Source organism: Bacillus sp. EU63 (genome assembly GCF_038592915.1).
Lineage (GTDB): Bacteria > Bacillota > Bacilli > Bacillales > Bacillaceae > Bacillus > Bacillus velezensis.
Genome location: NZ_CP151944.1, coordinates 3,875,541 through 3,902,540 on the forward strand (window position 1 = coordinate 3,875,541; position 27,000 = coordinate 3,902,540).

The 27,000-nt window shown below is 48.1% G+C and carries 26 protein-coding genes; 6 read left to right on the forward strand and 20 right to left on the reverse strand.

Going from position 1 to position 27,000, the window contains the following annotated elements; translation table 11 throughout:
- Positions 1–92: 92 nt before the first annotated feature.
- On the forward strand, positions 93–455 hold the full coding sequence (locus NYE38_RS19445) for a hypothetical protein (protein WP_017418549.1): 363 nt from the start codon (positions 93–95) through the stop codon (positions 453–455).
- 50 nt (positions 456–505) lie between these two features.
- Here NYE38_RS19445 and NYE38_RS19450 read toward each other — a convergent pair whose 3' ends face one another.
- Positions 506–898, reverse strand: a complete 393-nt coding sequence (locus NYE38_RS19450) for a hypothetical protein (protein WP_007407824.1) — start codon at positions 896–898, stop codon at positions 506–508.
- A gap of 129 nt (positions 899–1,027) precedes the next feature.
- On the opposite strand from NYE38_RS19450, the gene NYE38_RS19455 reads away from it, so the two are divergent.
- Entirely contained in the window at positions 1,028–1,990 is a 963-nt protein-coding gene (locus NYE38_RS19455) for an iron-hydroxamate ABC transporter substrate-binding protein (RefSeq protein ID WP_004393259.1), read from the forward strand.
- 40 nt (positions 1,991–2,030) lie between these two features.
- Here NYE38_RS19455 and NYE38_RS19460 read toward each other — a convergent pair whose 3' ends face one another.
- From NYE38_RS19460 to iolA, 15 genes are all read right to left on the reverse strand, one after another.
- Complete coding sequence (locus NYE38_RS19460) at positions 2,031–2,378, reverse strand: YxeA family protein (protein WP_004393256.1); 348 nt, start codon at positions 2,376–2,378, stop codon at positions 2,031–2,033.
- A gap of 13 nt (positions 2,379–2,391) precedes the next feature.
- Positions 2,392–4,260, reverse strand: coding sequence for an ABC transporter permease YxdM (gene yxdM, locus NYE38_RS19465; RefSeq protein WP_340801645.1), 1,869 nt, complete (start codon positions 4,258–4,260; stop codon positions 2,392–2,394).
- A complete protein-coding gene (yxdL, locus tag NYE38_RS19470) occupies positions 4,235–5,008 on the reverse strand; it encodes an ABC transporter ATP-binding protein YxdL (protein WP_004393250.1) in 774 nt (257 codons plus the stop codon). The genes yxdM and yxdL overlap by 26 nt, the downstream gene beginning before the upstream one ends.
- Positions 5,009–5,152: 144 nt before the next feature.
- Entirely contained in the window at positions 5,153–6,130 is a 978-nt protein-coding gene (yxdK, locus tag NYE38_RS19475) for a two-component system sensor histidine kinase YxdK (RefSeq protein ID WP_004393249.1), read from the reverse strand.
- Positions 6,127–6,816 (reverse strand): two-component system response regulator YxdJ, encoded by a 690-nt coding sequence (yxdJ, locus tag NYE38_RS19480; RefSeq protein ID WP_021494677.1) that lies wholly within the window; start codon positions 6,814–6,816, stop codon positions 6,127–6,129. Before yxdJ ends, yxdK begins: the two co-directional genes overlap by 4 nt.
- Before the next feature lie 107 nt (positions 6,817–6,923).
- Entirely contained in the window at positions 6,924–7,796 is an 873-nt protein-coding gene (gene fba, locus NYE38_RS19485; RefSeq protein WP_029972982.1) for a class II fructose-1,6-bisphosphate aldolase, read from the reverse strand.
- A 2-nt stretch (positions 7,797–7,798) separates the two neighbouring features.
- The gene (gene iolI, locus NYE38_RS19490; protein WP_007407832.1) at positions 7,799–8,641 is read right to left on the reverse strand and encodes a 2-keto-myo-inositol isomerase; all 843 of its coding nucleotides are present in this window, start codon (positions 8,639–8,641) and stop codon (positions 7,799–7,801) included.
- An 87-nt stretch (positions 8,642–8,728) separates the two neighbouring features.
- Positions 8,729–9,598, reverse strand: coding sequence for a sugar phosphate isomerase/epimerase (locus tag NYE38_RS19495; protein WP_007407833.1), 870 nt, complete (start codon positions 9,596–9,598; stop codon positions 8,729–8,731).
- 19 nt (positions 9,599–9,617) lie between these two features.
- The gene (locus NYE38_RS19500) at positions 9,618–10,652 is read right to left on the reverse strand and encodes a Gfo/Idh/MocA family oxidoreductase (RefSeq protein ID WP_063636555.1); all 1,035 of its coding nucleotides are present in this window, start codon (positions 10,650–10,652) and stop codon (positions 9,618–9,620) included.
- Between the two features lie 22 nt (positions 10,653–10,674).
- The gene (locus NYE38_RS19505) at positions 10,675–11,970 is read right to left on the reverse strand and encodes an MFS transporter (protein ID WP_094296183.1); all 1,296 of its coding nucleotides are present in this window, start codon (positions 11,968–11,970) and stop codon (positions 10,675–10,677) included.
- Positions 11,971–11,982: 12 nt separating this feature from the next.
- Positions 11,983–12,879: a myo-inosose-2 dehydratase gene (gene iolE, locus NYE38_RS19510; RefSeq protein WP_021494670.1), complete on the reverse strand. Its 897-nt coding sequence runs from the start codon at positions 12,877–12,879 to the stop codon at positions 11,983–11,985.
- Positions 12,880–12,894: 15 nt separating this feature from the next.
- Positions 12,895–14,808, reverse strand: a complete 1,914-nt coding sequence (gene iolD / locus NYE38_RS19515; protein WP_014419292.1) for a 3D-(3,5/4)-trihydroxycyclohexane-1,2-dione acylhydrolase (decyclizing) — start codon at positions 14,806–14,808, stop codon at positions 12,895–12,897.
- Positions 14,809–14,832: 24 nt separating this feature from the next.
- Positions 14,833–15,825 (reverse strand): 5-dehydro-2-deoxygluconokinase, encoded by a 993-nt coding sequence (gene iolC, locus NYE38_RS19520; protein ID WP_224446769.1) that lies wholly within the window; start codon positions 15,823–15,825, stop codon positions 14,833–14,835.
- Between the two features lie 23 nt (positions 15,826–15,848).
- A complete protein-coding gene (iolB, locus tag NYE38_RS19525; RefSeq protein ID WP_014419294.1) occupies positions 15,849–16,664 on the reverse strand; it encodes a 5-deoxy-glucuronate isomerase in 816 nt (271 codons plus the stop codon).
- Positions 16,665–16,737: 73 nt separating this feature from the next.
- Positions 16,738–18,201, reverse strand: coding sequence for a methylmalonate-semialdehyde dehydrogenase (gene iolA / locus NYE38_RS19530; RefSeq protein WP_017418538.1), 1,464 nt, complete (start codon positions 18,199–18,201; stop codon positions 16,738–16,740).
- Positions 18,202–18,645: 444 nt separating this feature from the next.
- On the opposite strand from iolA, the gene NYE38_RS19535 reads away from it, so the two are divergent.
- From NYE38_RS19535 to NYE38_RS19545, 3 genes are all read left to right on the forward strand, one after another.
- Entirely contained in the window at positions 18,646–19,401 is a 756-nt protein-coding gene (locus NYE38_RS19535; RefSeq protein ID WP_007614879.1) for a DeoR/GlpR family DNA-binding transcription regulator, read from the forward strand.
- 77 nt (positions 19,402–19,478) lie between these two features.
- Entirely contained in the window at positions 19,479–20,411 is a 933-nt protein-coding gene (locus tag NYE38_RS19540; RefSeq protein ID WP_326116832.1) for an aldo/keto reductase, read from the forward strand.
- Positions 20,412–20,531: 120 nt separating this feature from the next.
- A complete protein-coding gene (locus NYE38_RS19545; protein WP_289414235.1) occupies positions 20,532–21,920 on the forward strand; it encodes a sugar porter family MFS transporter in 1,389 nt (462 codons plus the stop codon).
- Positions 21,921–21,962: 42 nt separating this feature from the next.
- Here the strand turns inward: NYE38_RS19545 and htpG are convergent, their stop codons facing one another.
- Entirely contained in the window at positions 21,963–23,843 is a 1,881-nt protein-coding gene (gene htpG, locus NYE38_RS19550) for a molecular chaperone HtpG (protein WP_340801627.1), read from the reverse strand.
- Positions 23,844–24,014: 171 nt separating this feature from the next.
- A complete protein-coding gene (locus tag NYE38_RS19555; RefSeq protein ID WP_252052979.1) occupies positions 24,015–24,263 on the reverse strand; it encodes a hypothetical protein in 249 nt (82 codons plus the stop codon).
- Positions 24,264–24,389: 126 nt separating this feature from the next.
- Between NYE38_RS19555 and NYE38_RS19560 the strand changes: the two genes are divergently transcribed.
- Positions 24,390–25,211 carry an SDR family oxidoreductase gene (locus NYE38_RS19560; RefSeq protein ID WP_340801623.1) on the forward strand — a complete coding sequence of 274 codons (822 nt, stop codon included), beginning with the start codon at positions 24,390–24,392 and terminating at the stop codon, positions 25,209–25,211.
- Positions 25,212–25,267: 56 nt separating this feature from the next.
- Here the strand turns inward: NYE38_RS19560 and NYE38_RS19565 are convergent, their stop codons facing one another.
- On the reverse strand, positions 25,268–25,867 hold the full coding sequence (locus NYE38_RS19565) for a response regulator transcription factor (RefSeq protein WP_063636558.1): 600 nt from the start codon (positions 25,865–25,867) through the stop codon (positions 25,268–25,270).
- Complete coding sequence (locus NYE38_RS19570; RefSeq protein WP_025650010.1) at positions 25,864–27,000, reverse strand: sensor histidine kinase; 1,137 nt, start codon at positions 26,998–27,000, stop codon at positions 25,864–25,866. The genes NYE38_RS19565 and NYE38_RS19570 overlap by 4 nt, the downstream gene beginning before the upstream one ends.

The window sequence follows — 27,000 nt, forward strand, 5'->3', positions numbered from 1 at the left end:
GTAAATATTTGAATCCTTTTCTTGCATGAATGCCTCTCCTATTCTTTCACATGATAAATGTGTAAAATCAATCACTCCAGGAGGTCTTCATGATGTATCAAAACCAATACAGCGGAAATCAGCTGCAGCAATGCCGCCAAACAGCACAGCAGCTTATTCAGCAGACGCAGCAAAGCAGTCAGCAGTACAAGCAAATGCTCCAGCAGGAACAGCAAAACATTCAAATGCTTCAGCAGATGCTTAACCATGAACAGCATGCCGTTCATACCATTCAGCAAGCGCTGCAGGGGCATGAAGCGGCCATTCAGAAATGCCAGCAAATCGTGAATGTGTGCAATCAGCTTCAGCAGGAAGTAAGCGGACACATGCCTGCACCGATGACAAACGCTAATGTTTCTTCATTCCCGCAAACACAGCATCACACACCGTTTCAGCAGCATTCATACCAGCAATAGGCCGGTCATGCAAATGACAAAGCGCGAGATACCGGCTTTGTCATTTGTTTTTATCTCTGTTTTGTCAGATCAATGCGATGAGCGGGTTTTCCGCCGAATTTTGCTTCCGCCTCATGCCTTACCGCTTCAAACGCTCTTGCTTCGACGTTTTGTTTAAACACATCAAGCTGTATCAAATAAGCCGCCCGCACTTTCAGCCCGTGGATGATGGAGATGACCCATAAAGGCAGCACGATATACACGCCCGGCGTGCTCGGCAGCACAAAAGCAATTGCTAAAATAATAAAATAGATAAGTCCGTATTTCAGCCATTTTTTGTTCTTGGCCCGGTAGCCGATATAGAAAAAGGCCAAGAAAGCGGTCAGCGCAAACGGCGCGAAAGTCAGCAGCAGCCACCAGCTGTGCAGCACTTCCCACCAAGTCCCTCTTTTCGTAATCAACATTCATTCCTCCTCCTTTACTACTATAACATGGATAATCAAGGAAGGTTTTCTATAAAAAACATAGACGGAATGACGTCTTCCTGCTATATTAATAATGATAATCATTATCACCGAAATAGGGGGATCATTATGAAGAAACAATCATGGCTGATCGGCCTGGCACTTCTGCTTGTTTTCGCATTAAGCGCTTGCAGCGGCGCGAAGGAAAACAACGGATCGGCATCAGGCAAAGGAAAGACAGACATGCGTACATATGAATCAACAAAAGGAAATATTGACATACCCGCACATCCGAAACGGATCGTCACTGACTTTTATGCGGGTGAGCTGCTGTCCGTTGACGCAAATGTCGTCGGGGCGGGCTCATGGGCTTTCAAAAATCCGTTTATCAAAAAACAGCTGAAAAACACCACGGACATCGGCAATCCCGTCAATGTGGAGAAAGTGATGCAGCTGAAGCCTGATTTAATCGTGCTGATGAAGGATGACCAATACGAGAAACTATCGAAAATCGCACCGACGATTGTCATTCCTTTTAACACCGCAAAGAATACGAAAGATACGGTCAGCCTATTCGGTGACATTGCCGGGGCGAAGGATAAAGCCAAAAGCTTTATGGCAGACTTCAACAAAAAGGCAGAAGCCGATCAAAAGCGCCTCAAAAACGTGATCGGCAAAGACGAGACAGTCGGCCTTTATGAAACGACAGATAAAGGCGAAATCTGGATTTTCAATGACAATTCCGGCCGCGGCGGCCAAGCCGTTTATAACGCGCTCGGATTGAAAGCACCGGCCAAAATCGAAAAAGACATCATGAAAACGGGCGCCATGAAACAGGTTTCCCAAGAGGTCATCCCTCAATATGCGGCTGATTATATGTTCATTACCGATTACAATCCGAATGGAGAAAGCAAAACATTTGAGCGTCTGAAAGAGTCATCCGTTTGGAAAAATCTCGATGCCGTAAAGAACAACCGTGTCTTTATCAACGATTTCAACACCTTCTATCCGTATGACCCGATTGCCGTCAGCAAACAGATGGATATCATCACCGACATGCTGATCAAACGGGCTGAAGAAAATAAAAAATAAAAAAAGCGGCACAGTCATGACACTGTGCCGTTTTTCATGTTCACTTTAATTTTGACTGTACGGAGCCCGGCATATCTTCAAATCTGACTTCTTCCCAGGTCTCGACATACTTTCCTTTCGCCTTCACCTTCAAATACGCGTTCTTCCGAAGGTCTTTCCCGGCGAAAAAGGTCACTTCTTCTTTTTTCCCGGATGCGTTATATCCGTCTAATGTATACTCAGTACCGCCCGGGCTAAGATGTTTGCCATCTCGATCAATCTGTACATAAACATCTTGCTGGTGAATAAACGGATTAAATCTGTCTGTAACATCATTATGAAAAAAGAGAAGTCCGTATATGACGGCAGCGGCCGCCAAGACGGCCAGGATTGCCAATGCTTTTTTCATCTGTGCACTCCCCTTACTTGTTCATTTTTTTCAAATAGCTTGTCCGCACCGCGAGGAAGAACAGAAGCTGAAAGATGAAAAACCCTCCGATGGTCAGACTGAGCGGCCCCGCTACATCGGAATAGCCTTCCACCGCCAATGTTCTCAAAGCAAACAGCGTATGGATGACGGCAATGACGAAAGGAAAGAAAAAGAGAATCGCCAATTGTATCGTCACGCTTTGTGCCATTTCACGCTCGCTCAGACCGATTTTGGCCAATGAACGGTAGCGCTCCCGGTCCTCATCTAAATCGGTGAACAGCCTGAAATATAAGAAACTCGCTGCCGCGACAAAGAAAACGATCGCGATAAACAGGCCGATGAATAAACTCAGGCTCGGCAGCTGCACCGTATCATAGTACGTCCCGGCTTTTGCCATAAAATCAGAATGCACGTCGATATAGTTGCCGTAAATCTCATTTTTCAAGGATTGGCTGATCCCAAGACTGTCTTTCCAATGATCATAGCTGTAGCCGTATAATGACGCTTTCTCACCGAGTGATTTCAGCTGATCAAAGGTTTGATCGTTCACCGCGATGATGGCATTCAGTGAAATCAGCGGTTTTTTGACTTCTTTTACCGTCAGTTTTTGGTCAGACGGCTTGCCTTTTTGGTTCAGCAGCTTCAGCTGATCCGGCGCGTCGTTTTTGAAATTGCGGTCATACGTGCCCGGGAAATAGACAGCCTCATTATGTTTCAGCCCGTTCAGCTTGACATGGAAGTATTTTGATACATCCGATTTGCTGATCATGTAAACAGGCGGAACAGTATCTCCTTCCTGATAGCGGACATAGGAAACATTTATTTTGTCTTTCTTATACGTAAAGCCGTGTGTTTTCAGTTCATGGTCAATATCTTTCAAATGAGTCTTTTCTTTTGAATTATTGCTGAAAGATACATACTCCATCTCATAGGGGGACTCTTCCGCCCCGACGGTCGATTTGTACATCGCGAGCACGCCCGTCGCCGTAAAGGCAACCGCGGAAATAATACTGACGATAAAGAACAGGCGGGCATTGTCTTTTAAACGATAGACAAGGTCAGAAACCCAAATAACATTTTTCCCGCGCAGATAAAAGGTTTTCCACTTCTTCAGCGCGCGCAGAATCCAGATGCTGCTTTGGCTGAAAAAGAAATACGTGCCGATGACGGTAAGCAGTAAAATGATGAACGGCTCGGTCCCGTGGACATTGCCTTTCAGAACCATGCCGTACCCGCCGCACAGGCAGGCGATGCCGAATAAGGACAGAAGCACGGACGGCTTCGGCTCCGGCTTGATCTTGTCAGTGCCCTTTATTAATTTGATCACCGTATTTGATCTGACAAAAAGGATCGTGAACTGCGATAAAAGGAAAAATAAGAGCAGAAATCCGCCGGCCGTAATGCCAAGCGCTTTCCAAGGCATGTACAGAGGCAGCGCGTCCATTTCTAAAATATAAGCGCCGACCGTAAAGAACGTTTTCGAAAAAATGAAGCCTCCGATAATCCCGGCTGCGATCGACATGACGCCGATGATCATGTTTTCCGCCGTAATGAGCTTTCTCAGCTGCACCGGCGTAATACCCTGCATCAGCAGAATACCGAATTCTTTATTTCTCGATTTCAAAAATGCGTTAACCGAATACAGAACAAATATGAAAGAAAAAACAAAGATCATCCATTCCGCGGCGGTTAAGCCTTTTTTGGCGATGTTATTCAGGTAGCCTTCCTTTAGTGCCGGATGAAACAGGAACATCGCAAAGGTAAAGAAAATCAAAACGGAAAAGGCGCTGCTCAAGAAGAATGCAAGATAGGCCCTTTTGTTTCTCGTGACGTTTTTATAAGCGAACTGAAGAAAGGTCATTTGCGTTTCCCCCCAGCATAGACAGCACATCAAGAATCTGCTCATAAAAGACTTGGCGGTTTTCCCCGCGGTAAATCTCATTAAACAGTTCGCCGTCTTTTATAAAGATGACGCGGCGGCAGTAGCTTGCCGCAACCGGATCGTGGGTCACCATCAAAGCCGTGACATGATCATCCTGATTCAGGCTCTGCATCGTTTCCATGACATCTTTTGACGCTTTGGAATCAAGGTTTCCCGTCGGTTCATCAGCCAGAATAAGTGACGGCTTATGAATGACCGCTCTTGCGATGGCGGCCCGCTGGCGCTGTCCGCCGGATACTTCAAACGTCCGTTTATTGAGCAGGTCTTCGATTCCGAGCTTTTTTGCGATGCCGTGCAGTTTTTCTTCCATGACAGACGGCGCTTCTTTTTCAAGCGTTAACGGCAGCATGATATTTTCACCGATTGTCAGCGTGTCCAGAAGGTTGAAATCCTGAAACACAAATCCGAGCTGCTTGCGGCGGAAATGAGCGAGCTTTGTCCGCTTCAGCCGGTGCGGGTTTTCTCCGTGAATCAGGATATCGCCTGAATCCGGCCGGTCGATCGTTGAAATGATATTCAAAAGTGTTGTTTTTCCGGAGCCGGACGGTCCCATCACCGCCGTGAACCCGCCTTCTTCTATTGAAAATGAAATTTGTTTTAAAGCTTGATAGGATACTTGTCCTTTATAGGTTTTATTTATATGTTTGACTTCAAGCATATTCGCCATGAGAATCCTCCTTATGGTTTTATTCTTGTTGATCTGGGCTGCTTTCATGTAGTGCCGGGGCATTCAGCATAAAAAATCCCCTTGACATAAATCCATGTTATCAAGGGGAAACAGAATGAGCTATGTTGTTTTCTTAACGCAGTCTTACATTTTTGTAAGAAATGAAAATCGGACCGATGTCCCTTCACCGGGGGACGAGCTGATGTCCACCGTATGATTGAGCTTGCCCGTAATTTCTTTGACGAGATGGAGGCCGATTCCCGTAGATTCTTGGAAACGCCGCCCGTTTTCGCCGGTGTAATAAGGGTCAAACACCCGCTTGATATCTTGCGAGGGAATGCCGACACCGTAATCTTTGACTTCAAGCATCGTCCTGTCTTCATCGCGGAAGACATTCAGCTCCAGTCTGTCACTCTTGCCTGCCGAATATTTGACCGCATTTGTGACGACTTGGCCGATCGCAAATTTGAGCCATTTGGCATCGGTGTAAATCTGATGATCATCGCGAATATCCATTTTCGGATAGACGCGGTATTGAATAAAAAATCGTTTATAGCTTTGAATGACCGATTGGAGAAGCTCTGATAAGGAAACCGCTTCGACTTTAAAATCCCGCTCAAACAGGTCAAGCCTTGATGAATAAAGGAGCGTCTCCAGCCCGAATTCAATCTGCCGGACCTCTTTTTTGATTTGTTCAAAGACGGGCTCATCCTCTTCCTGAATGATTAAATTAATGACCGACAGCGGCGTTTTTACTTGGTGCACCCATTGATTCATATACGTCACCCGCGCGTCGAGCTTGGCTTCGGTCTCGTAGAGCTTCTGGTGCTGCAGCCGGGTCAGCTCCATCTGCTTTTCATACAGCTCTGAACAGAACACTGAAGAACCGAGATACGGGATGTCCGTCCCTTCCTGCTCCGAGCTGAGCCAATGATACACACCGCGGTCTTTGTACCAGCGATAGGCAAGATACCCCGCCAAAATAAGAAGCTGCACGCCCAATATGTAAAACAGGTGGGAAAAAGAATGAAGACCCGCAAACCAGTAATAAAAGAAGACAAACAGCCCTTGAAGGAGAAAAAGCAGAATCAGCACGGCATGAGACCGGAGAAACAGCTTCATGACAGCGCCCTCAGCTGGTAGCCTTCGCCCCGCACCGATTCAATGGAAACAGGCGCATTCAGCTCCCGCAGTTTTTTTCTGAGCCGCGTGATATACACGTTAAGCGTATTATCATCGACGAAAACGTCGGTGTCCCACGTCTTTTCCATGAGACGGTCCCGACTCGTCACCTTTTCTCCCCGCTCCAGCAGCACTTCCAAAAGCTTGCTTTCTTTCTTAGAAAGCTCGCTTTTTTCGTCCTGAAAGCGCAGTTCAAACCGTTCCACAAATAGCTGCACACCGGCATATTCAACCACTTTCTCTCCCTGCTTGGCGGCGTACTCTCCGTATGCCCTGCGGATCTGGCTTTTGATTTTCGCCAGCACAATATCATAAGAAAACGGTTTTTCGATATAATCATCTCCGCCGTTTTCAATCGCCATCACCTGATCCATTTCCCCGCTTCTGGCTGAGATAAAAATGATCGGGCTTGTAGAATGCTGGCGGATCTGGCGGCACCAATAATAGCCGTCATAAGACGGCAGGTTGATATCAAGCAGCACCACATCAGGCTTTTCCCGCAAAAAAACATCAAGAACAGCCGTGAAATCCGCGGCGGCCACGGTTTGATATCCGTATTTTTCAAGGTAATTCTGCAATAGTCCGCGAATGTCTTCACTATCTTCCACAATCATGATTTTATTCAAACTGAACCACTCCCGTTTCTTACGCTGCTGCCATCATCATAATCGTTTCGGGCGTACGGACGCAACACCGCACAAAAAAACCGCCATCTTGGCGGTTTCCGTTTTCATCAGCCGACCTGCTGTTTTACGGCTTTACCGGCTGATCCGAACTCTCTCATTTTGCTTCGCACCGTCTCTTCCACGGCTTCAATGCCGGGTGTCATGTAGCCGCGCGGTTCGTACAGATCGCCGTTTTCCTGAAACATGCGGCGTGTTTCGTCTGTCCAGGCTACCATACATTCCGTGTTGATATTGATTTTCGCGTGGCCGAGCGTGATGGCTTTTTTGACCTGATCCTGCGGAATCCCGGATGCTCCGTGAAGAACGAGAGGAATATCAGTCATGCGGGAGATTTCCTCCATTTCCTTAAATCCGAGATTCGGCTCGCCCTGATATTTGCCGTGGACGGAGCCGAGGGCGGCGGCCAGCGCGTCGATATTGGTTTCTTTGACGATCCGCTCACATTCGGCGACATCGGCATAGCGGACTCCGCCGACCAGCCCGTCTTCCATGCCGCCGACCGTGCCGACTTCTGCTTCTACTGACACGCCGTGCTTAGCGGCATAATCGGCGACTTCTTTTGTCATCGCGATGTTCTCATCAATCGGATGATGGGAGCCGTCAATCATCACTGAGCTGAATCCGGCGTCAATGGCCTGTCTGCAGCGTTCCGCACTGCTTCCGTGATCAAGATGGAGCACGACGGGAACGGTAATCGCCATTTCTTCCATTAACGCGCCGACCATGGCGGAAATCGTTTTAAATCCGCCTAAATAGTCGACCAGACGATCGGAAGCCGCGGCGATGACCGGCGATTGCTCCTTTTGCGCGGCTTGCAGAATCGCCTTCGTCCATTGGAGGCCGTTGATATTAAATTGGCCGACTGCATAATGCTCCCGTTTCGCTTCTGCAAGAAGATGTTTCATGGTGACAAAAGCCATGTTCACGCCTCCTTCATGAAGTATTTTGATACGACGGCTTCCGTTGTTTCCTTTGCCGTTTTGATCGTTTCCTCCGCAGTCAGCTTATAATATTCAGGTCTGAACAGCTCTACGGAGACAACATCATTGAATCCGATTTCTTTTAACGCTGACAGATGGGCGTCTAAGTCAATCGCACCCTGTCCAGGCCAGACGCGGTCTTCATCCGTTAAAAAGCCGATCGGGAAGTCCTCTGTATCGTCGATATGATAGATGAAAATTTTCTTTCCGTCCGCCTGCTTCAAACTCTCAATATTGGAGCCCATCGCGTGGAAATGGAAGCTGTCAAACACCAGTCCGACATTATCGCGGCCGACAGCGTTCACGATGTCATACGCCTGTTCAAATGTATTGACCGTACATTGCGGGTGGCCGACAAATTCAAGGGCAATGTTTACGCCGTACGGCTCCGCGATGTCCGAAAGCTCAGTCAGCACCTCTATGCTGCTCTTTTTGATCTCTTCTTTCAAGATTTTCCGCTCTGTCACAAGCGGCACGGCCACCACATATTTCACGCCGAGCGTTCTGCAGGTTTCCATCATGCTTTTGAATTCCGAAATGATCTCCCTATAGCCCTTCTCATCACGGTTGTTGAAGAAAACCAGTGCGTTCAGGGCAAGCGGTTTAATGTGATGGGTTCGAAAATATTCCGCCAGATCGGCCAGTGAATGGTCTTTTAAGTATTCCGGCAGCTTATCCATTGTGCGGATTTCAATATAATCATAGCCGTGCTTTTCGCACAGTTCTAAATCCTGTTTCAGGTTTGAATTCTCCAGCGTAGTCGCTTCATTAAAGCAAAGTTTCATGTCAGCCTCTCCCATCCGCGTTTTCGATATGAAGGGAGTCCGGCTGGAGGGCTTTTTTGCCCCGCTCCGCCGAACTCCGTACTCAGCTTATGCCATACCCAGTTCTTCCTTTAATTTCTTAAGCGTGGTCCGGCTTGATTCATCCGCTCTTTCGCCGACCCAAGCAAAAACGGCGTTCGTCGCAATTCCGTCGAATTTCATCTCTCTCATCTTTCTGAAAATCGTCTCAAAATCAACCTCGCCTTGCCCGATGTCCAAATGCTGGTGAACCGTTACTTTCGCATCAGGCGGGTTGACGATGTAACGCAGGCCGTGCGCCGCTTTATGATTAAAAGTATCTGCAAATAAAACATGTGTAAGGCGGTCGCCGGCTTCATCAAACATGGTCGCAATATCGCCTTTTCCGTCATCATAGAAGAACGTATGCGCAGTCGAGTAGACAAGATTGATCCAATCCTTGTCAAGCGCGCGGATCATATCCATCGCGCCTTTGTGCGTTTCGATAAAATCGTATGGGTGAGCCTGAAGATTGAGTTTAACGCCTTCTTTTTCAAAAACGGGCAGCAGTTCATCCATGGATTTGATAAATTTTTCTTCACTTGTCAAAGGATCATATTTTGAACCGCTGAATTCACTGTTCATCAAATCCACTTCAAGTTCAACCGCAATTTCGATCGCCCGTTTCCAGTTGCGCACGGCGGCCTGACGACGGTCTTCATCAGGACCCGCCCAGTGGTAAAGCGGAAGAAGAGAGGACAGCTTCACACCTGTATCCTTTAAAAGGCGCTTCAATTGTTTGATTTTTGCTGAATCGACTTTCGGATATTTGTAGAAAGGACAAAAATCCTCGCGCGGGGACAGTTCGATATATTCGTATCCGAGTTCCGCCGTTTTATAGACCATTTCTTCTAACGTTAAATCATCGCGGTACATGGATGGATCTAAGGCCAGTTTCATTTCTTTCACTCCCGATCTATTATTTGTTCACAGTCGTAAATGATTGGTAGAATGCCGGTTTCTCTTGCAGCGCCACAGGCTCTTTCTGCCCGGATTCCTGAGCTTTTACGCACGCGTCTGTTGTCACCGCGGCAATATAACCGTCCCATGCCGTCGGACCGCTGACTTCACCTTTTTTCCGGATCGAATCAATGAAGTCTTGAATTTCCACATCATACGCAGCCACAAATCGGCGCTGCCAATCCATCAGGATATCGGTGCTGAATGTCCCTTCTTTTCTCAAGCTGATGCTTGACGGTTCCGGAAGCTTGATGACGCCGTCTTCCCCGACGATCTCACATTGAATGTCATAGCCGTATTTACAGTTCACGTAGATTTCGGCATTGACGACGATGCCGCCTTTTGTTTCGATGATGACCATCTGCGGATCTTTCAGATGCGGCAGCGCATTTTTTGATTTCTTCGGATAGATGACCTGTACGGATTCATAGTCGTCATTGACGAGCCAGTGGAGGACATCAATTTCATGAACGAGCGTATCGACGACGGCCATGTCCGTTGAATAATTCGATGCGACTGTCGGGTTGCGGTGCGCACAGTGAATCATCAGCGGCTCGCCGACCACGCGGTTATCGATCGCTTCTTTCAGCTGAACGTAACCGCTGTCATATCTGCGCATAAAACCTACCTGCACCAATCGTTTTCCCGTCTTCATTTCTTCCTCGACAATGCGCATACAGCCTTCTGCCGTTGTCGCAAGCGGCTTTTCACAAAACACGTGCTTGCCGTGCTGAATCGCTTTCAAAACGCTGGACTCGTGAGCCGGGCCCCAGCTTGTCACTAAGACGGCATCCACATTTTCAGCAGCGAGGAGGCTGTCGTCATCAGGATAAACGGAGGCGTTCAAATTGAAATCCTGAACGGTCTGCTGCGCGGCCTCCTGATTCACATCTGTGACAGCGGTAATTTCCGCTCCGGACAGCTTATTTGTGATGCGGTTGATGTGCTCTTTTCCGATAGCACCGGTTCCGATAACACCTATACGTAAATTCATTGATCGCCACTCCTTCTGATAATCAAATAATGGTTCTCGTCTTTCTTTTCCCGCTGCCGTCCTGAGGAGCGCCGTACAGTTCCTCCTGTATCTGTTCAAGCGACTTGCCGGACGTATTCGGTGCGAAAACAAGCCCGATGATCATACTGGCCGTCACACATATGAGCAGAATACCGGCCATAAAACCGATGCCGAATTGTGACATGATGACCGGCACAAATAAACTCCAAATGCCGATTGAAATACGGACGAGAAAGAACATGAGCCCTTGTGCTGACGCTCTGTATTCTGTCGGGAACAGCTCGCTTGCCCACAGCTGGTAGTTCGCCTGCTGGCCGGCTCCGTTATTGATGCCGATCGCTAAAACAAACAAAAGCAGCATCGGGAGCCCCTGAAACGGCAGTAAAAACAGCGACCAGCCGACAACGGCCATAAATGCGCAGATTCCGAACACCGTTTTCCGATATTGATCTGCAAAAGGCATGAAGATACAGGCGACGCCGAGCCCGGTAAAGATAAACAGGGCCATCTGCAGAATGTTGGCCGTATTTGCGGATACGCCGCCGACCTGCTGGTAGATGTACGGCATGAAGAACCCCATGACGCCCGCTGCGAGATTCCATACGAGAAACACACCCATTAAAAACAAAATGTTCTTGAAAAATTTCGGCTGAAGCAGGTCAAAATAAGATGTTTTTTTCACGGCGGCAGGCCGCTCTTCACTGTTTTTCCAGGCATCCGACTCAGGTAAACGCTTTCTTATCACATATGTGATCAGGGCGATCACCAATAGATGCGCAAAGACAATTTTATTTCCTAAAAGCCCGAGGTCACCGACCAAAACGGATAACAGCAGAACCACAACGGCCCCTGCGGCCCACGCCACCTGCGCCACTCCGCAATGCCTCGCCCGGTTTTTCTCGGGGGCGTTTTCCGCGATAATGGTCCATGAAGCCGTAATATCCGCGCCTACAGAAATCCCGATAATCATGTATCCGCATAACAGCATGGGAAAGTTGAATCCAAACAAAACCAAACAAATTCCTAAGGCGTAGACGAGCATACTGTTTGTGTATACAGCTTTTCGGCCGACTTTATCAGCCAAATACCCGCCGAGCAGCGCTCCGACGGCCGCTGATATCGCGTTTGCACTGAAGGCGCCGAGCAATCCGATCTGGCTGTCGGACAGCTTTAAATAGCTGACCCACATAGATAAACCCGCTGATCCTGCCACGATGGAACCTGCATCAATGTAATTGGCTAATGCTGCGGCGATGGTCCTTTTGCTGAAAGCTGATTCCGCCTTGGCACTATTCATATAAGTCCCCCTCTAATTTGCAGGATCAAGCAGTTCACTGTCGATGTACTTTCTCGCAATCAGCGCGTACTCAAGCGGATTGGCGACTGCCGGGTCTTGTTCGGCTTCGATGACGATCCAGCCTGAATAATCATGACGGACGAGCGATCGGTACACTTCGGTAAAATCGATGCATCCGTCTCCGGGAACCGTAAAAATGCCCTGTAAAAACGACTGCCTGAATGACTTGCCTTCCTGTCTGCACCGCTCCATAATGTCAAACCGCGCGTCCTTGAAATGAACGTGTCTGATCCGATCCATATGCTTGTTGAGAATTGTCATATAGTCTCCGTCCGAGATATAGGCATGCCCGGTATCATAAAGTAAATGGACATACCGCGGGTCCGTTCCATCCATCAGCCGGTCAACTTCTTCCGCCGTCTGGACGCCTGTGCCGAGATGATGATGAAAAACCATGTCCAGCCCGTATTCGTCAGCGATTTTCCCGAGACGGTTCAAGCCCTGGCACAGCGTATCCCATTCTTCATCTGTGAAGTGCGGTTTTTTCTTAAATACATCAATGTCCAAGCCTTGAACACTGTACGTCTGTTCAGAAACGGTGGCGACATCCGCTCCGACTTTCTGCAAATAATCACAGTGTTCTGTAAATTGTTCAGCCGTTTTTTCAATACCGTCTTGAATGATAAAGCTGCTGAACCATTTCCCCGCAATCCGCAAGTTCCGGAGAGCCAGCTCCTTATTGAGGACGGAGGGTTCAGGGAAAAACCCTCCCACTTCCGTACCTTGAAAGCCGGCGACAACAATATCGCTTAACAAATGCTGCAGCGTATTCCCGGCTCCGATTTCCGGCATATCGTCATTGCGCCACCCAATGGGAGCGATGCCCCACAGAATATCTTGTTTGCCCATCGTGATGCCTCCCCTCTAGTACTGCTTCGCAGACTTCAGCTTCATCTCTTTCGCTTCGTATGCCCGCTGAACACTTTCCTGCTCCGACACTTCCGCCACGCCGACATGCCACCAGCTGTCATAGCCGTCCGTCATCGTTTTCGGCAGAACCTTCATTTCAATTAAAGTGGATACGTCTTGCGTTTTCGCATCTTCAAGCGCCGCTTTCAGTTCTTCAACCGTATTGGCTCTGTATGTTTTAGCGCCGTAGCCCTCTGCCACCTTCGCGTAATCAACGTTTAAAATCTGATTGTCCTCTGTGCGGAACTCGCAGAAATAACTGCCGCTCCCGTGATCCATCTGCAGGTTGTTGATACAGCCGAATCCCGAGTTGTCAAAAAGCAGGACATTGATTTTTTTGTTATATTGAAGCGCGGTAATCAGCTCTGAGTGCAGCATCAGAAAGCTTCCGTCGCCGACGAGTGAATAGACTTCTTTGTCGGGATGGGCCAGCTTGAGGCCGAGCGTGCCCGATACCTCATACCCCATGCAGGAATAGCCGTACTCGAGGTGGTACGTATTCGGGACGTTGGAATGCCACAGCCGCTGCAAATCTCCCGGAAGAGATCCCGCCGAACTGATGACGACGCTGTCTTCAGGAATCGTGTCATTGATGGTCAACAGCGCCGTTGTTTGCGGCAGCTCAGTCTCGAGCGCGTCGGCATACTCGTTTAACACATCCTGTGAGAAATGGTTCTTAATTTCCGGTTCGAACGCGTCACGTGTAAAAGTGACCTTGCCGAGCCGGTCCCGTTCAGCCAGCCATTCATCTTTCCAATCTTTAATCGCCGTGCCGAATGCACTTTTATATCCGTCTAATAAGCCGTGCAGCCTGCCGAGCGTCACTTTCGCATCGGCTACGACCTGAAACGCGTCAAGCTTGTAAGCCTGCATGCGGCTGACGTTGATATTCAAAAATTTTGCTTTGTCAAAATCAAACGCCGTTTTCGAGGATGTCGCAAAGTCCGTGTAACGTGTGCCGACACCGATGATCAGATCAGCCTGGCGGGCGGCTTTGTTTGCGGCGAGTGTGCCCGTGATGCCCATGCCGCCCAGATTGTTGGCGAAATCGGCTTCAACCGTTGACTTGCCGGCCTGCGTTTCGACAAGCGGAATGCCGTATGTTTCAGAAAGCGCGATTAATTCCTCACGCGCGCCGGAGTACTTCGCGCCGCCGCCCACTAAAATGACGGGACGGCTGCTCTCCTTAATTCTCTCCGCGGCGCCTTTCAGCTCACGCTCGCTTGGCTGCATCCGGTCAATGTAATGAACGCGTTTTTCAAAGAAGCTTTCATCAAAATCAAATGCTTCTCCCTCTACATCCTGAGATATGCAGATTGTCGCCGGACCCGCTTTTGCCGGATCTGTCATCACTTCAAACGCCCGGATTAAGCTGCTCATCAGCTGCTCGGGGCGGGTAATGCGGTCCCAATAGCGGGACACGGGCTTTAACGCATCGTTTGTCGTGACGGCGGCACTGTATTCCTGCTCCACCTGCTGAAGCACCGGGTCAGGCTGCCTCGTCGCAAAGGTATCGGCCGGAAGCAGCAGCACCGGGATATTATTGGCCAGCGCCGTACCCGCGGCAGCCGTCAAGTTAGCGGCACCCGGACCGACAGATGTCGATACCGCGTAAATTTTTCTTCTCAGCATCTGCTTGCTGTATGCCATCGCGGCATGCGCCATGCCTTGTTCGTTTTTGCCTTGATAGACTTTCAGGTGCCCGGCGTCCTGCTCAAGCGCCTGCCCGATCCCCAACACATTTCCGTGGCCGAAAATCGTGAAGATGCCCTCAACGAACGGCTCTTCTTTTCCGTCAACATGAATGTACTGCCGGTTCAAGAATTTAATCAGCGCTTGTGCTGTCGTTAAGCGAATTGTCTTACCCACAAACGATCCCACCTTTTATACGTTCTATTTACCGTTAAGACTGTGCTGCGCTTCAATCAGTTCGATGATTTCACCGGCAGCCGGCATTGCTTCTGAGGAGCTGTGTTTGCTGACGACGATGGAAGCGGAAGCGCTCCCGTATTTTAAAGCCGTTTCAATATCCCGGCCGCTGACAAGTCCGTAGATGAAGGCTGACGCATAGGAATCACCTGCACCGAAGGTCTTCAGCACCTTTGTTTTATAGGCGTGCGCCCGGAAAACTTCTCCCGATCTGCTGTATGCGTATGATCCGTCAACGCCGTGCTTAATGACGACAAGGTCAGCAGAGTGCGCAAACAAATGGCGGACGGTTTCATCGTTATCTCCGCAGCTGCGGTTTTCCATTACGTCAAATTCATCACGCGTACCGATGACGATATCGGATTGTTCCGCCACCAGCGTGTAGTACACGGCTGTTTCTTCTGCCGATTGCCATGTATACGGACGGTAGTCGAGCTCAAACACGACTTTTACGTCATGTTTTTTTGCGATATGCACCGCTTTTAAGACGGCTTCGCGCGACGGGCTTTTCGCAAGCGCCGTGCCTGACACGAGCAGCATTTTCGCGTTTGCGATGTAACCTTCATTGACTTCGGACGGCTCAAGATACAAATCCGCCACGTCATCCCGGTACATCAGAATGCTGCACTCTTCGGGACTGAGAATTTCCGTAAAAGCGAGCCCGGCTTTGCGCCCTTCTCTGTCAACGGTCATTTGTGACGTATCAACGCCCTTTCCCTGCATATAAGAAACGATGAATCTGCCGTGCTGATCATCCGGGATTTTGCCGATAAAACCGGCTTTTAATCCGAGCTTGGCGCTGCCGATCGCAATATTTGCCGGGGAGCCGCCGACATATTTAGAAAACGTCATCGTTTCTTCCATCGGCCGGTTGTATTCCGCCGCGTTCAAATCAATACACGCGCGCCCGATCGCGACAATATCAAACTCTTTTTCTTCATTAAATGTATATTTCATCGTTATCTGCCACTCCTCACTTGTTAGCGTTCCAGGATCCATTCATGGGCCGGATCATTATGAAACTTCCATTTTCGTGTCGGTCCCGCCATTACATTCAGGTAGTAAGAGGTATACCCGTCCGGAACACCAACCGGGTGATAGCCCGCCGGCACGATGACAACGTTTTCATTTTCTGCGGTCATCGTCTCGTCAATCGAGCGGTCGTCCGTGTACACACGCTGGAAGACAAACCCCTGCGGCGGGTCCGTTTCATGGTAATAGGTTTCTTCTAAAAAGGATTCAGCCGGCAGATTGTCTTGGTCATGTTTATGAGGCGGGTAGCTCGACCAGTTGCCGCTGTCCGTGTAAACTTCAACAACGAGAAGGCTGTTTGCCGATGGATCTGAATCGGGGAGAATATTATGAACGGTTCGTTTGTTTGCCAGCTTGCCGCGATGTTCCACACCGTTGTCTTCCGCTTTAATCAGCTTTGTCGGAAGCTGGTGTTCGGACGGAGAATAGCACAGCGCGACCCTCGCCCCGCTGACGGCTGTGATTCCAAAAGAGCGGTCATTGGACACATAAACGCTGTCCGTCGGTTTTCTTTCAAATACGCTTTCACGGGTGCCGATGCTTTCAAATGTCTGATCATAATCAGTGACGGTGATTTTTCCCGTTACCGCAACGATGCAGCACTCCGTCTTTTTCAAATCTTCTGTATATGCGGAACCGGGAGTGAGGTCAACGACTTTAAATCCGACGTATTTGAGATCTGAATTGGCTGAAGTGACGTCATGTATGATGTTCACACCTTGAGAAATCTCATCGGCCTGCGGTTTGCGCAGCAAATGACTCATGTTTATTCCTCCTTAATTGATGGTAAAAGAAAACCCGGACGGAATCACAAAGCCGTCCGGGCCGGCTGTCAGATCAATTGAAGTCAGGAGACGGGTATCGTGCCGTCACGACTTTTTTACGTGTATAGAAGTCGACGCTGTCTTTTCCGTTTGCGTGCAATGTGCCGAAGAAAGAAGACTTCCAGCCAGAGAACGGGAAGAATGCCATCGGCGCCGGCACGCCAAGGTTGATGCCGAGCATCCCCGCGTCAATATTCTCACGGAAGTAGCGGATCGCGTGCGCATTTGAAGTGAACAGACACGCGCCGTTCGCAAATTCAGACTGGTTGGCGATGTCCACCGCTTCTTTTAAGTTTTTCACGCGGATGACCGACAGAACGGGCGCAAAGATTTCATCTTTCCAAATCGTCATATCCGTCGTCACGTTGTCAAAAATCGTCGGTCCGACGAAATAGCCGTCTTCCGTTGCGTTTTCACGCCCGTCACAAAGAAGTCTCGCTCCTTCTTCGATGCCTTTTTCAATATAGCTGTGCGTGCGTTTTTTGTTGTCCTCGCGGATGACCGGGCCCAAGAATACGCCGTCATCCAGTCCGTTTCCGATCTTGATGTCCTCTGCTTTTTCCTGTAGTTTCGCCATAAACTCATCAGCGATTCCCTCTTCAACCGTCACAACCGCGCATGCCATGCACCGCTCTCCTGCCGAACCGAATGCCGCGCCGATAATGTTTGTCACCGTATCTTCAAGGTGGGCGTCATTTAACACGATCGTATGGTTTTTCGCGCCCGTTAACGCCTGCACGCGTTTCAAATGTTCGCTGCCTTTTTTGAAAACATACTCGCCGACAGGTTTTGAACCGACGAATGAGATGGCTTTAATATCCGGATGTTCAAGAACGCCGTTTACGACGTCATGCGCGCCGTGCACGACATTGAAGACGCCCTTCGGCAGACCGGCCTGTTCAAACAGCTCTGCCAGTTTTTCCGTTAACAGCGGCGTGCGCTCAGACGGCTTCAGAATGAACGTGTTTCCTAATGAAATCGCCATCGGGAACATCCAGCACGGAACCATCATCGGGAAGTTGAACGGTGCGATACCGCCGACCACCCCGATCGGATAGCGGTAATTCGCCGCCTCTACATCCGTCGCAATAGAGGCAAGTGAATCGCCCATCATGAGTGACGGCGCGCCCGCTGCGAATTCGACGTTTTCAATTCCGCGTCCCACTTCACCGAGTGCTTCTGTCGTGTTTTTACCGTTTTCCAAAGTGATCAGACGGGCAAGCTCTTCTTTGTTCTGCTGGAGAAGCTGCTGATAGTTAAATAGAATTCTCGCACGGCGCGGCACTGCCGTCTTTGACCATGTTTGAAACGCCTCTGACGCTGAGCGGACGGCGTATTCCACATCCTCCCGCGTAGAAATCGGAACCTGGCACATCACTTCTTTTGTAGCCGGATTGACAACGTCTTCATATTGATCTGTCTTACTTTCAACCCATTCACCATTGATGTAGTTTTTCAGTTTTCTGATCTCTGCCATTCTCATTGCCTCCTTAAATAGTAAACATCCTGTTCAGCTGGATAATAACGGATGAATATATTCATCTTTTACATATAAAAGACATGAATTAAACGCTTACAAATGCTAAAATGATGGTGACTCCCAATCTTCCCATGTAAAAGTTGGTCATGTACCGGAAAAAGCAAACGGTTACATCTTTCGCTTTTGATTTTACAGGTTATATTTTGGTCATTTCTTGGTTACATTGTAAGCCCAACACATCTTCAAGTCAATCTAAAAAATCAAAATTTTTTCATTATTTTTATCATACTTTTTTTGATCGGGAAAACAGGAACTTGGAGAACCGTGTCGAATCGTACGGTGTGAACCCTCTTTTTTATCATTTGTTAAGTAACTATTGATTAACTTCTGGTGTTTATTATATATTTTAATTACTTTAAGAATTCTAGAAGGAGTTTTTTTATGAAACTGATGCGGATTCAGGAGATGGAAGAATACATTCTCAAACACGGAGCCACTTCGCTGGATGAGCTGTGCGAGGTATTCAATGTCTCTAAAAACACGGTCAGACGCGATATTAATAAGCTTGCGGAAAAAGGGGTTATCAAAAAGGTATACGGCGGCGTGACATCAGCCGAAAAATCTGTGCTCGTCCCTTTTGAGAACCGCACCATTCAACATCAGGATGAAAAAATCAAAATCGCCCGCTATGCGTCACGGTTTATCGAGGATCACGATCTTGTGTTTATTGATTCCGGCACGACGACCAAATCGATGCTGGAGACGCTTGATCCCGATAAGAATGTAACGGTTTTGACGAACAGCCTTGATATTATTAACGCGGCTTCATCCATGAAAAATATCGACCTGATCATCATCGGCAATAACTACAAACGGAAGACAAGGTCGTTTGTCGGCATTGATGATCCGAGCACACTCAATAAATACAACATTAACAAGGCATTCATGTCCGCTACCGGGACAACGATCACCCACGGCCTGACGAATTCCGACTTACTGGAATACGAGGTGAAAAAGAGAATTTCCGAAAAGGCGAACGAAGTGTATCTTCTCGCGGATCATTCCAAATTCGGCAAATCCACGCTTTTGACATACGCGCCTTTCGACCGGCTTCACAGCATTGTCACTTCTCAGCAGCTCGATGAGGAATATACGAAGTATTGCCAAGAGCATCAAATCGACATTCACTTGGCATAGCGTTATAGTTAATAGAGAACGCTGCCGTATTTTTCCGGCAGTCGCTATGATATCCAATTTTTTCAGGGGGCGAAAACATGAGCAAAGTAACAATCGGCAAAACTGACCTAAAGGTATTTCCGATCGGTTTGGGAACAAATGCGGTCGGCGGACACAATCTCTATCCGAATCTGAATGAAGAAACGGGAAAAGAATTGGTCCGGGAAGCGATTAAAAGCGGCGTTACCATGTTAGATACCGCCTATATTTACGGTGTGGGCCGTTCTGAAGAATTAATCGGCGAGGTGCTGAAAGAATGCAACCGCGAGGATGTCTTCATCGCCACAAAAGCCGCTCACAGAAAAGAAGGCGATGACTTTGTTTTCGACAATTCACCGGCCTTTTTGAAACAATCGGTCGAAGACAGCTTGAAACGCCTGCAGACGGATTACATCGATTTATTCTACATCCATTTCCCGGATGAGCACACGCCGAAGGACGAAGCCGTTCAAGCATTGAATGAGCTGAAAAAAGAAGGAAAAATCCGTTCCATCGGCGTATCCAATTTCTCTTTGGAGCAGCTGAAAGAAGCCAATAAAGACGGCTTAGTCGACGTGGTTCAAGGAGAATACAACCTGCTGAACCGTGAGGCGGAAAAGACTTTCTTCCCTTATACGACAGAACACGGCATCTCATTCATTCCGTACTTCCCGCTCGTATCCGGACTGCTGGCCGGCAAATACGACGAGAACACAACCTTCCCGGAAGGCGACCTGCGCAATGATCAGGCGCATTTCCAAGGGGAGCAGTTTAAAGAAAACATCAAAAAAGTCAACCAGCTCAAACCGATTGCCGAAAAGCACAATGCCGATACGGCGCATATCGTGCTTGCCTGGTACTTGGCGAGACCTGAAATCGATATCCTGATTCCGGGCGCCAAACGCGCGGATCAATTAAAAGACAACGTGAAAGCAGCCTCCATTACGCTATCTGCTGAAGAAATCGCGTTTATTGACAAGCTGTTTTCCTAAGAAAAAAAACACGCCTTTTTGAAAGGGCGTGTTTTTTTATGTTTATATTTTTCTCTTCAGGGAATGAAATAGTTATCTAAATAAACTATTATGCGTTCCAAAAGATGAGGAGGATCATCTGTGAAGAAAAACACCAAAAAATACCTGATTTACTTTTTCGGAGCATTAGGCGGGCTGCTTTACGGCTATGACACCGGTGTGATTTCAGGGGCTTTGTTATTTATTAACAATGATATTCCTTTAAACACGCTGACCGAGGGATTGGTCGTCAGCATGCTGCTGCTCGGTGCGATTTTCGGGTCCGCCTTAAGCGGGACATGCTCTGACCGATGGGGCCGGAGAAAAGTGGTTTTCGTCCTTTCACTCATTTTTATTATCGGCGCGCTTGCCTGTGCGGCTTCGCAAACCGTCACTATGCTGATTATCTCCCGTGTCATTCTCGGGTTAGCCGTCGGAGGCTCAACGGCGCTGGTTCCCGTTTATCTATCTGAGATGGCGCCGACAAAAATACGCGGAACGATCGGCACATTGAATAACTTAATGATTGTAACCGGAATTTTACTCGCATATATCGTGAATTACATATTCACCCCGTTTGAAGCTTGGCGCTGGATGGTCGGTCTCGCCGCAGTACCGGCGGCGCTTTTATTAATCGGAATCGCGTTTATGCCGGAATCTCCGAGATGGCTCGTCAAACGCGGCCGTGAGCAGGAAGCCAGACAAGTCATGGAAATGACCCACGACAAAGAGGATATCGCTGTTGAATTAGCGGAAATGAAACAAGGAGAAGCTGAGAAAAAAGAATCTACGCTCGGCTTGCTGAAAGCAAAATGGATCCGCCCTATGCTGCTGATCGGGATCGGCCTCGCCATCTTCCAGCAGGCGGTCGGTATCAACACGGTGATTTACTATGCGCCGACCATCTTTACAAAGGCAGGACTCGGCACTTCGGCGTCCGTTCTCGGCACGATGGGCATCGGTGTCTTAAACGTCATCATGTGTATCACCGCCATGATCTTAATTGACCGGATCGGCCGGAAAAAACTGCTGATGTGGGGAAGTGTCGGCATTACCTTGAGCCTGGCGTCACTATCAGCCATTCTCCTTCTGGCCGGCCTGTCAGCTTCAACGGCATGGCTGACCGTGCTGTTTCTCGGCATCTATATCGTTTTCTACCAGGCGACATGGGGTCCCGTCGTATGGGTTCTGATGCCGGAGCTGTTCCCGTCAAACGCACGCGGAGCCGCAACCGGATTTACGACATTGATTCTGTCGGCAACCAACCTGATCGTTTCACTGGTATTCCCGCTTATGCTGAGCGCCATGGGCATCGGCTGGGTATTCGGAATATTCTCAGTCATTTGCCTCTCATCCTTCTTCTTCGCCGCTTACATCGTTCCCGAAACGAAGGGCAGAAGTTTAGAAGAAATCGAAACGCACTTGAAAAAACGGTTCTCCTTAAAGAAGCGCAGCAAACAAAATCAAATTCTTAAACAGCGCACACTGTAATAAAAAAAGGAATCGCCCCCGCCGGGCGATTCCTTTTTGGCGTCATACCATAACTTTGCAGATGTCATTCGTAAACTCGACCGGATCATGGATCGGCAGCCCTTCAATCAGAAGCGCCTGATTGTACAGCAGGTTTGTGTATAATGCCAGCTTTTCCCGATCTTGTCCGTGCGCGTTCTTTAACGTCTCAAACACTTCGTGGTTCGGGTTGATTTCCAGCACTTTTTCCGCTTTGACCTGCTGGCTGTCAGGCATGGCGTTTAACACTTTTTCCATTTCGATCGTCACTTCGCCGTCTGTCGCAAAGCAGACCGGATGAGATTTTAAACGTTTCGATGCTCTGACGTTCTTTACTTTATCCGCAAGAATCTCTTTCATGCTTTCGAACAGGTCTTTATATTCGTTCTCTTCGGCTTCAGTCTGCTTTTCATCTTCGTCACTGTCGATGCCTAAATCGGCGCTGGATACGGATTTGAACTCTTTTTCCTCGTAGCTTGTCAGCATTTTGATCGCGAATTCATCAATATCCTCCGTGAAATATAAAATCTCGTAGCCTTTGTCCGCCACCATTTCAGTTTGCGGCAGCTTTTCAATCCGCTCATATGAATCACCGGACGCGTAATAGATATATTTTTGATCCTCAGGCATTCTGGACACATATTCGTCCAGAGTGACGAGCTTTTTCTCCTTAGATGAATAGAAGAGAAGCAGATCTTTTAATACGTCTTTATTCGCGCCGAAATCATTATAGACGCCGAATTTCAGCTGTCTGCCGAAAGATTCATAGAAAGATTCGTATTTTTCCCTTTTGTTCTTCAGCAGGCTCTTCAGCTCGGCTTTGATTTTTTTATTGATGTTTTTCGCAATCAGCTTCAGCTGGCGGTCGTGCTGCAGCATCTCTCTGGAAATGTTCAGCGACAGATCCTCAGAATCCACCATGCCTTTTACAAAGCTGAAATGATCCAGAAGCAGGTCGGCGCATTTGTTCATGATCAGCACGCCGTTGGAGTACAGCTCCAATCCTTTTTCGAATTCCTTCGTATAATAGTCAAACGGCATGTTTTCCGGAATAAACAAAATCGAATTGTAACGCACCGCTCCATCGACGCTGATATGCACATGGGTCAGCGGTTTATCAAAACCGTAATGCTTCTCGGCGTAAAAAGCCTCGTAGTCCTCATCCGTCAGCTCGCTTTTGTTTTTTCTCCAGATCGGCACCATGCTGTTGACCGTCTGTTCTTCCTGAACTTCTTCAAATTCGTTCTCGCTGCCCTCTTTCGGCTTGTTGACCGTCTCTTCCATTTTGATCGGGTAGCGGATAAAATCAGAGTACTTTTTCACGATCGCTTTGATGCGGTAGTTTTCTAAAAACTCATCATAGCTTTCATCTTCTGTGTTTTCTTTTATTTTCAAGGTGATTTCCGTACCGACGGTTTCCTTGTCACACGGCGCGATCGTGTAGCCGGCAGCCCCTTCCGACTCCCATACATATGCCTCGTCACTGCCGAGCGCCTTACTTTTCACCGTGACTTTATCAGCCACCATAAACGCCGCATAAAATCCGACGCCGAACTGGCCGATAATGTCATGGCCGTCTTTCGAGTCATTTTCTTGCTTGAAAGCGAGTGAACCGCTTTTCGCAATCGTGCCGAGATGCTGTTCAAGCTCGTCTTTTGTCATCCCGATACCGGTGTCTGTGACGGTGAGCGTTCTCGCTTCTTTGTCCGCCGTCACTTTTATGTAGTAATTGTCTTGATCAAACGTTAATGAATCATCGGTTAACGCCTTGTAATAGATTTTGTCAATCGCATCGCTCGCGTTGGAAATTAACTCGCGGAGAAAAATTTCCTTCTGCGTGTAAATGGAGTTAATCATCATGTCCAGCAATCGCTTGGATTCTGCTTTAAACTTTTTTTTCCGCACTTCAGATCTCTCCTTTAATTATGCTTTGATGTTATGTAAAATCTTTTCAGCATCTATTTATCATATACAGTGACAATTGTCAACTAGCATTAGCAGATGCATATATTGTAAATTTAACATGTTAATGGATTCATTTCACCCATTTTATCAATAAAAAAGAGAGAATGTTGATCATCCTCTCCTCTCTGCTTCTTTCCGGCGGCTGAATTCCTTCTTCATCCATATGTATGACGGGTAGAAAAACAAACTAAATAAGATAAGGGATCCCAAGTTTCGCAAAGACTCATGCAGAACATTTCTTACAGTGAGAGGAAATGTGATGTCCTGAAATAGAATAGAGATAACGGTGTAAATCACAAATCCCATAGGAACAATGGCATAACAATAAAACGCTATCTCCTTCTTATGCTGTATCTTCAAAATATGCAAACCTCCAATGATGTATATACATAATATTAACATATTTAATAGGTATTTAGAAACAGACCGCCGTATGTTTATCCCCCTATTCAGCGGGAACAGATATAAAAAAGGAGGAATCGCAATATGGGAAGATTAACAGACAAAACCGCAATCATCACAGGGGCCGCGACAGGCATCGGACAAGCGACGGCACGGGTTTTCGCCGATGAAGGCGCCCGCGTGATCTGCGGTGACATCAATGAAAGCGAACTGAATGAAACCGTCAGCGCCATCAGAAAAAACGGCGGAGAAGCAGAAGCCTTTCACCTTGATGTATCAGACGAAGAAAACGTAAAGTCTTTTGCAGACGGCATTCAACGAAAGTACGGAACAATTGATATTCTGTTTAACAATGCCGGTGTTGACCAAGAGGGCGGAAAAGTCCATGAATACCCGGTCGACCTGTTTGACCGGATCATCGCCGTCGATCTGCGCGGCACATTTCTGTGCAGCAAATACCTGATTCCGCTCATGCTCGAAAAAGGAGGCTCCATCATCAACACCTCCTCCATGTCCGGCCGGGCCGCAGACCTTGACCGCTCAGGCTATAACGCCGCAAAAGGCGGAATCACGAACCTGACGAGAGCGATGGCCATTGATTACGCCAGAAGCGGAATCCGCGTCAATTCCTTATCGCCGGGGACGATTGAAACGCCGCTCATTGATAAATTGGCAGGCACGACAGAAGACGAAATGGGCGAAGCGTTCCGTGAACCCAACAAATGGATCACGCCGCTCGGCCGGCTCGGAAAACCGGAAGAAATGGCAGCCGTCGCGCTCTTCCTCGCTTCAGACGACAGCTCTTACGTAACGGGAGAAGACATCACCGCAGACGGCGGCATCATGGCATACACTTGGCCGGGAAAAATGCTGATTGATAAGAAGTGGAAGGAAGAGACGGAGTGACGGTGAAAAAGAAACAAGCCAGTGCAAAAACACTGGCTGAACAAGCTGAGGGCGGGTTACTTAAACCAGCCCTTTTCCTTTGATCGGGTAATGGCTTCAATTCGATTTTTCACTTCTAATTTATCAAGGATCATCGAAACGTAATTGCGGACTGTGCCGCTTTTAATGCTGAGGGCGCTTGCGATTTCTTTCGTGTTTTTTCCGTCTGCGACAAGCTCGAGCACCTCTTTTTCCCGTTCGGTCAGCGGGTTTTCTTCACTATAGATGTCCTCCATTAATTCAGGTGCGTAGACGCGTCTTCCTGTCATGACGCTGCGGATGGCGCTGACGAGCTCATCGCTCGGGCTGTCCTTGAGCATGTACCCGCTGACGCCTGCTTTTAGCGCCCGCTGAAAATAGCCGGAGCGGGCAAAGGTCGTCAAAATGATGATTTTCACACCGCTGTCCTTGAGTTCTTCTGCCGCTTCAAGACCTGATTTCCCGGGCATTTCGATATCCATCAGACAGATGTCGGGCGCATGTTTTTCCACGAAATCGATGGCATCCTGGCCGCTTGTGCCTTTGCCGACAACCGTCATATCCTCTTCTAAATTCAACAGCGAACCGAGTGCACCGAGCAGCATTTGCTGATCCTCGGCAATGAAGATGTTGATCATCTGCTACCATCCTTTTCTTTTGATTTTGAATCATTCGGGATTCTCATGGTCAGCTTTGTTCCGGCGGCTGTATCGATGGCTAAACAGCCGTTTGCGAATTCAAGACGTTCCCTCATTCCAAGCAGGCCGTGCCCCTTTGAAAAAAAGCGGTCTTCTTTGCATTGAAAGCTGCCGTCATCTTCCACCGTAATGACAACCTCTTTCCAAAGCTGCTGAATGGTGATGCGGCATACTTTGGCGCCGCTGTGTTTCACGACATTGGTGACGGCTTCTTTAATGCACATGCTGACGATGTTTTCGTTCAGCAAAGAGATATGTTTGGGCGCTTCTTTTTCTTCATACACAAATTCAATTCCTGCCGCTTCAAGAATTTGCCGAACATTGCCGAGCTCATCCTTCAATCGGATGCCTTTCATCGACGAGACAATTTGTCTGACCTCATTTAAGGAGGTGCGGGCCGTCTGCTGCACGCTTTTCAGCTCAGTGCGGGCCTGTTCAGGGTCCTTGTAAATCAGCTTTCGGGCGAGGTCGCTTTTCAGTCCGATTAAGGAGAGCTTTTGTCCAAGTGTATCGTGAAGGTCCCGGGCGATGCGCTGCCTTTCTTCCAGCTTCACAAGATCGGCGATTCGCTCATTTGCATATTCTAATTTCTCCTCAAGGCGCTCTCTTGCCTTTCTGCTTCGAATGGTGAGCGGGAGCAGGATGGCACTGATCAGTGTAATGACGATAAACGGAATTTGTGTCAAAAACCACCCTTTTTTCAGAACAAGGCTGAAGTTGACGGCAACCGCCGCACTGATGATATGAATGTAATATAAGATGTAAAAAGGAACTTTGTCTCGGATATGGCCGATGAAGTAGGCGATAAAGAAGGCGAAATAAATATAGCTGAACAGCATAACTGAGCCGGTCGAAATGCCGATCAGAAGAAGTGCCCATAAGTAAAGCGGCCAGCCTTTTGCAACAAATGCAAAGCGGTATGCGCCAAAGAAAACAAGTGTGAAAATGATGCCGGCCACGATGACAAAGGTAGAAGAGCTTTTAAAAATAAAATAAAAAGGCAAGATGAAAAAAATCGTCCATATATAAGGAGAAATCCCATTCAGTTTTTGAAATTTAAAATACTTCTTCAT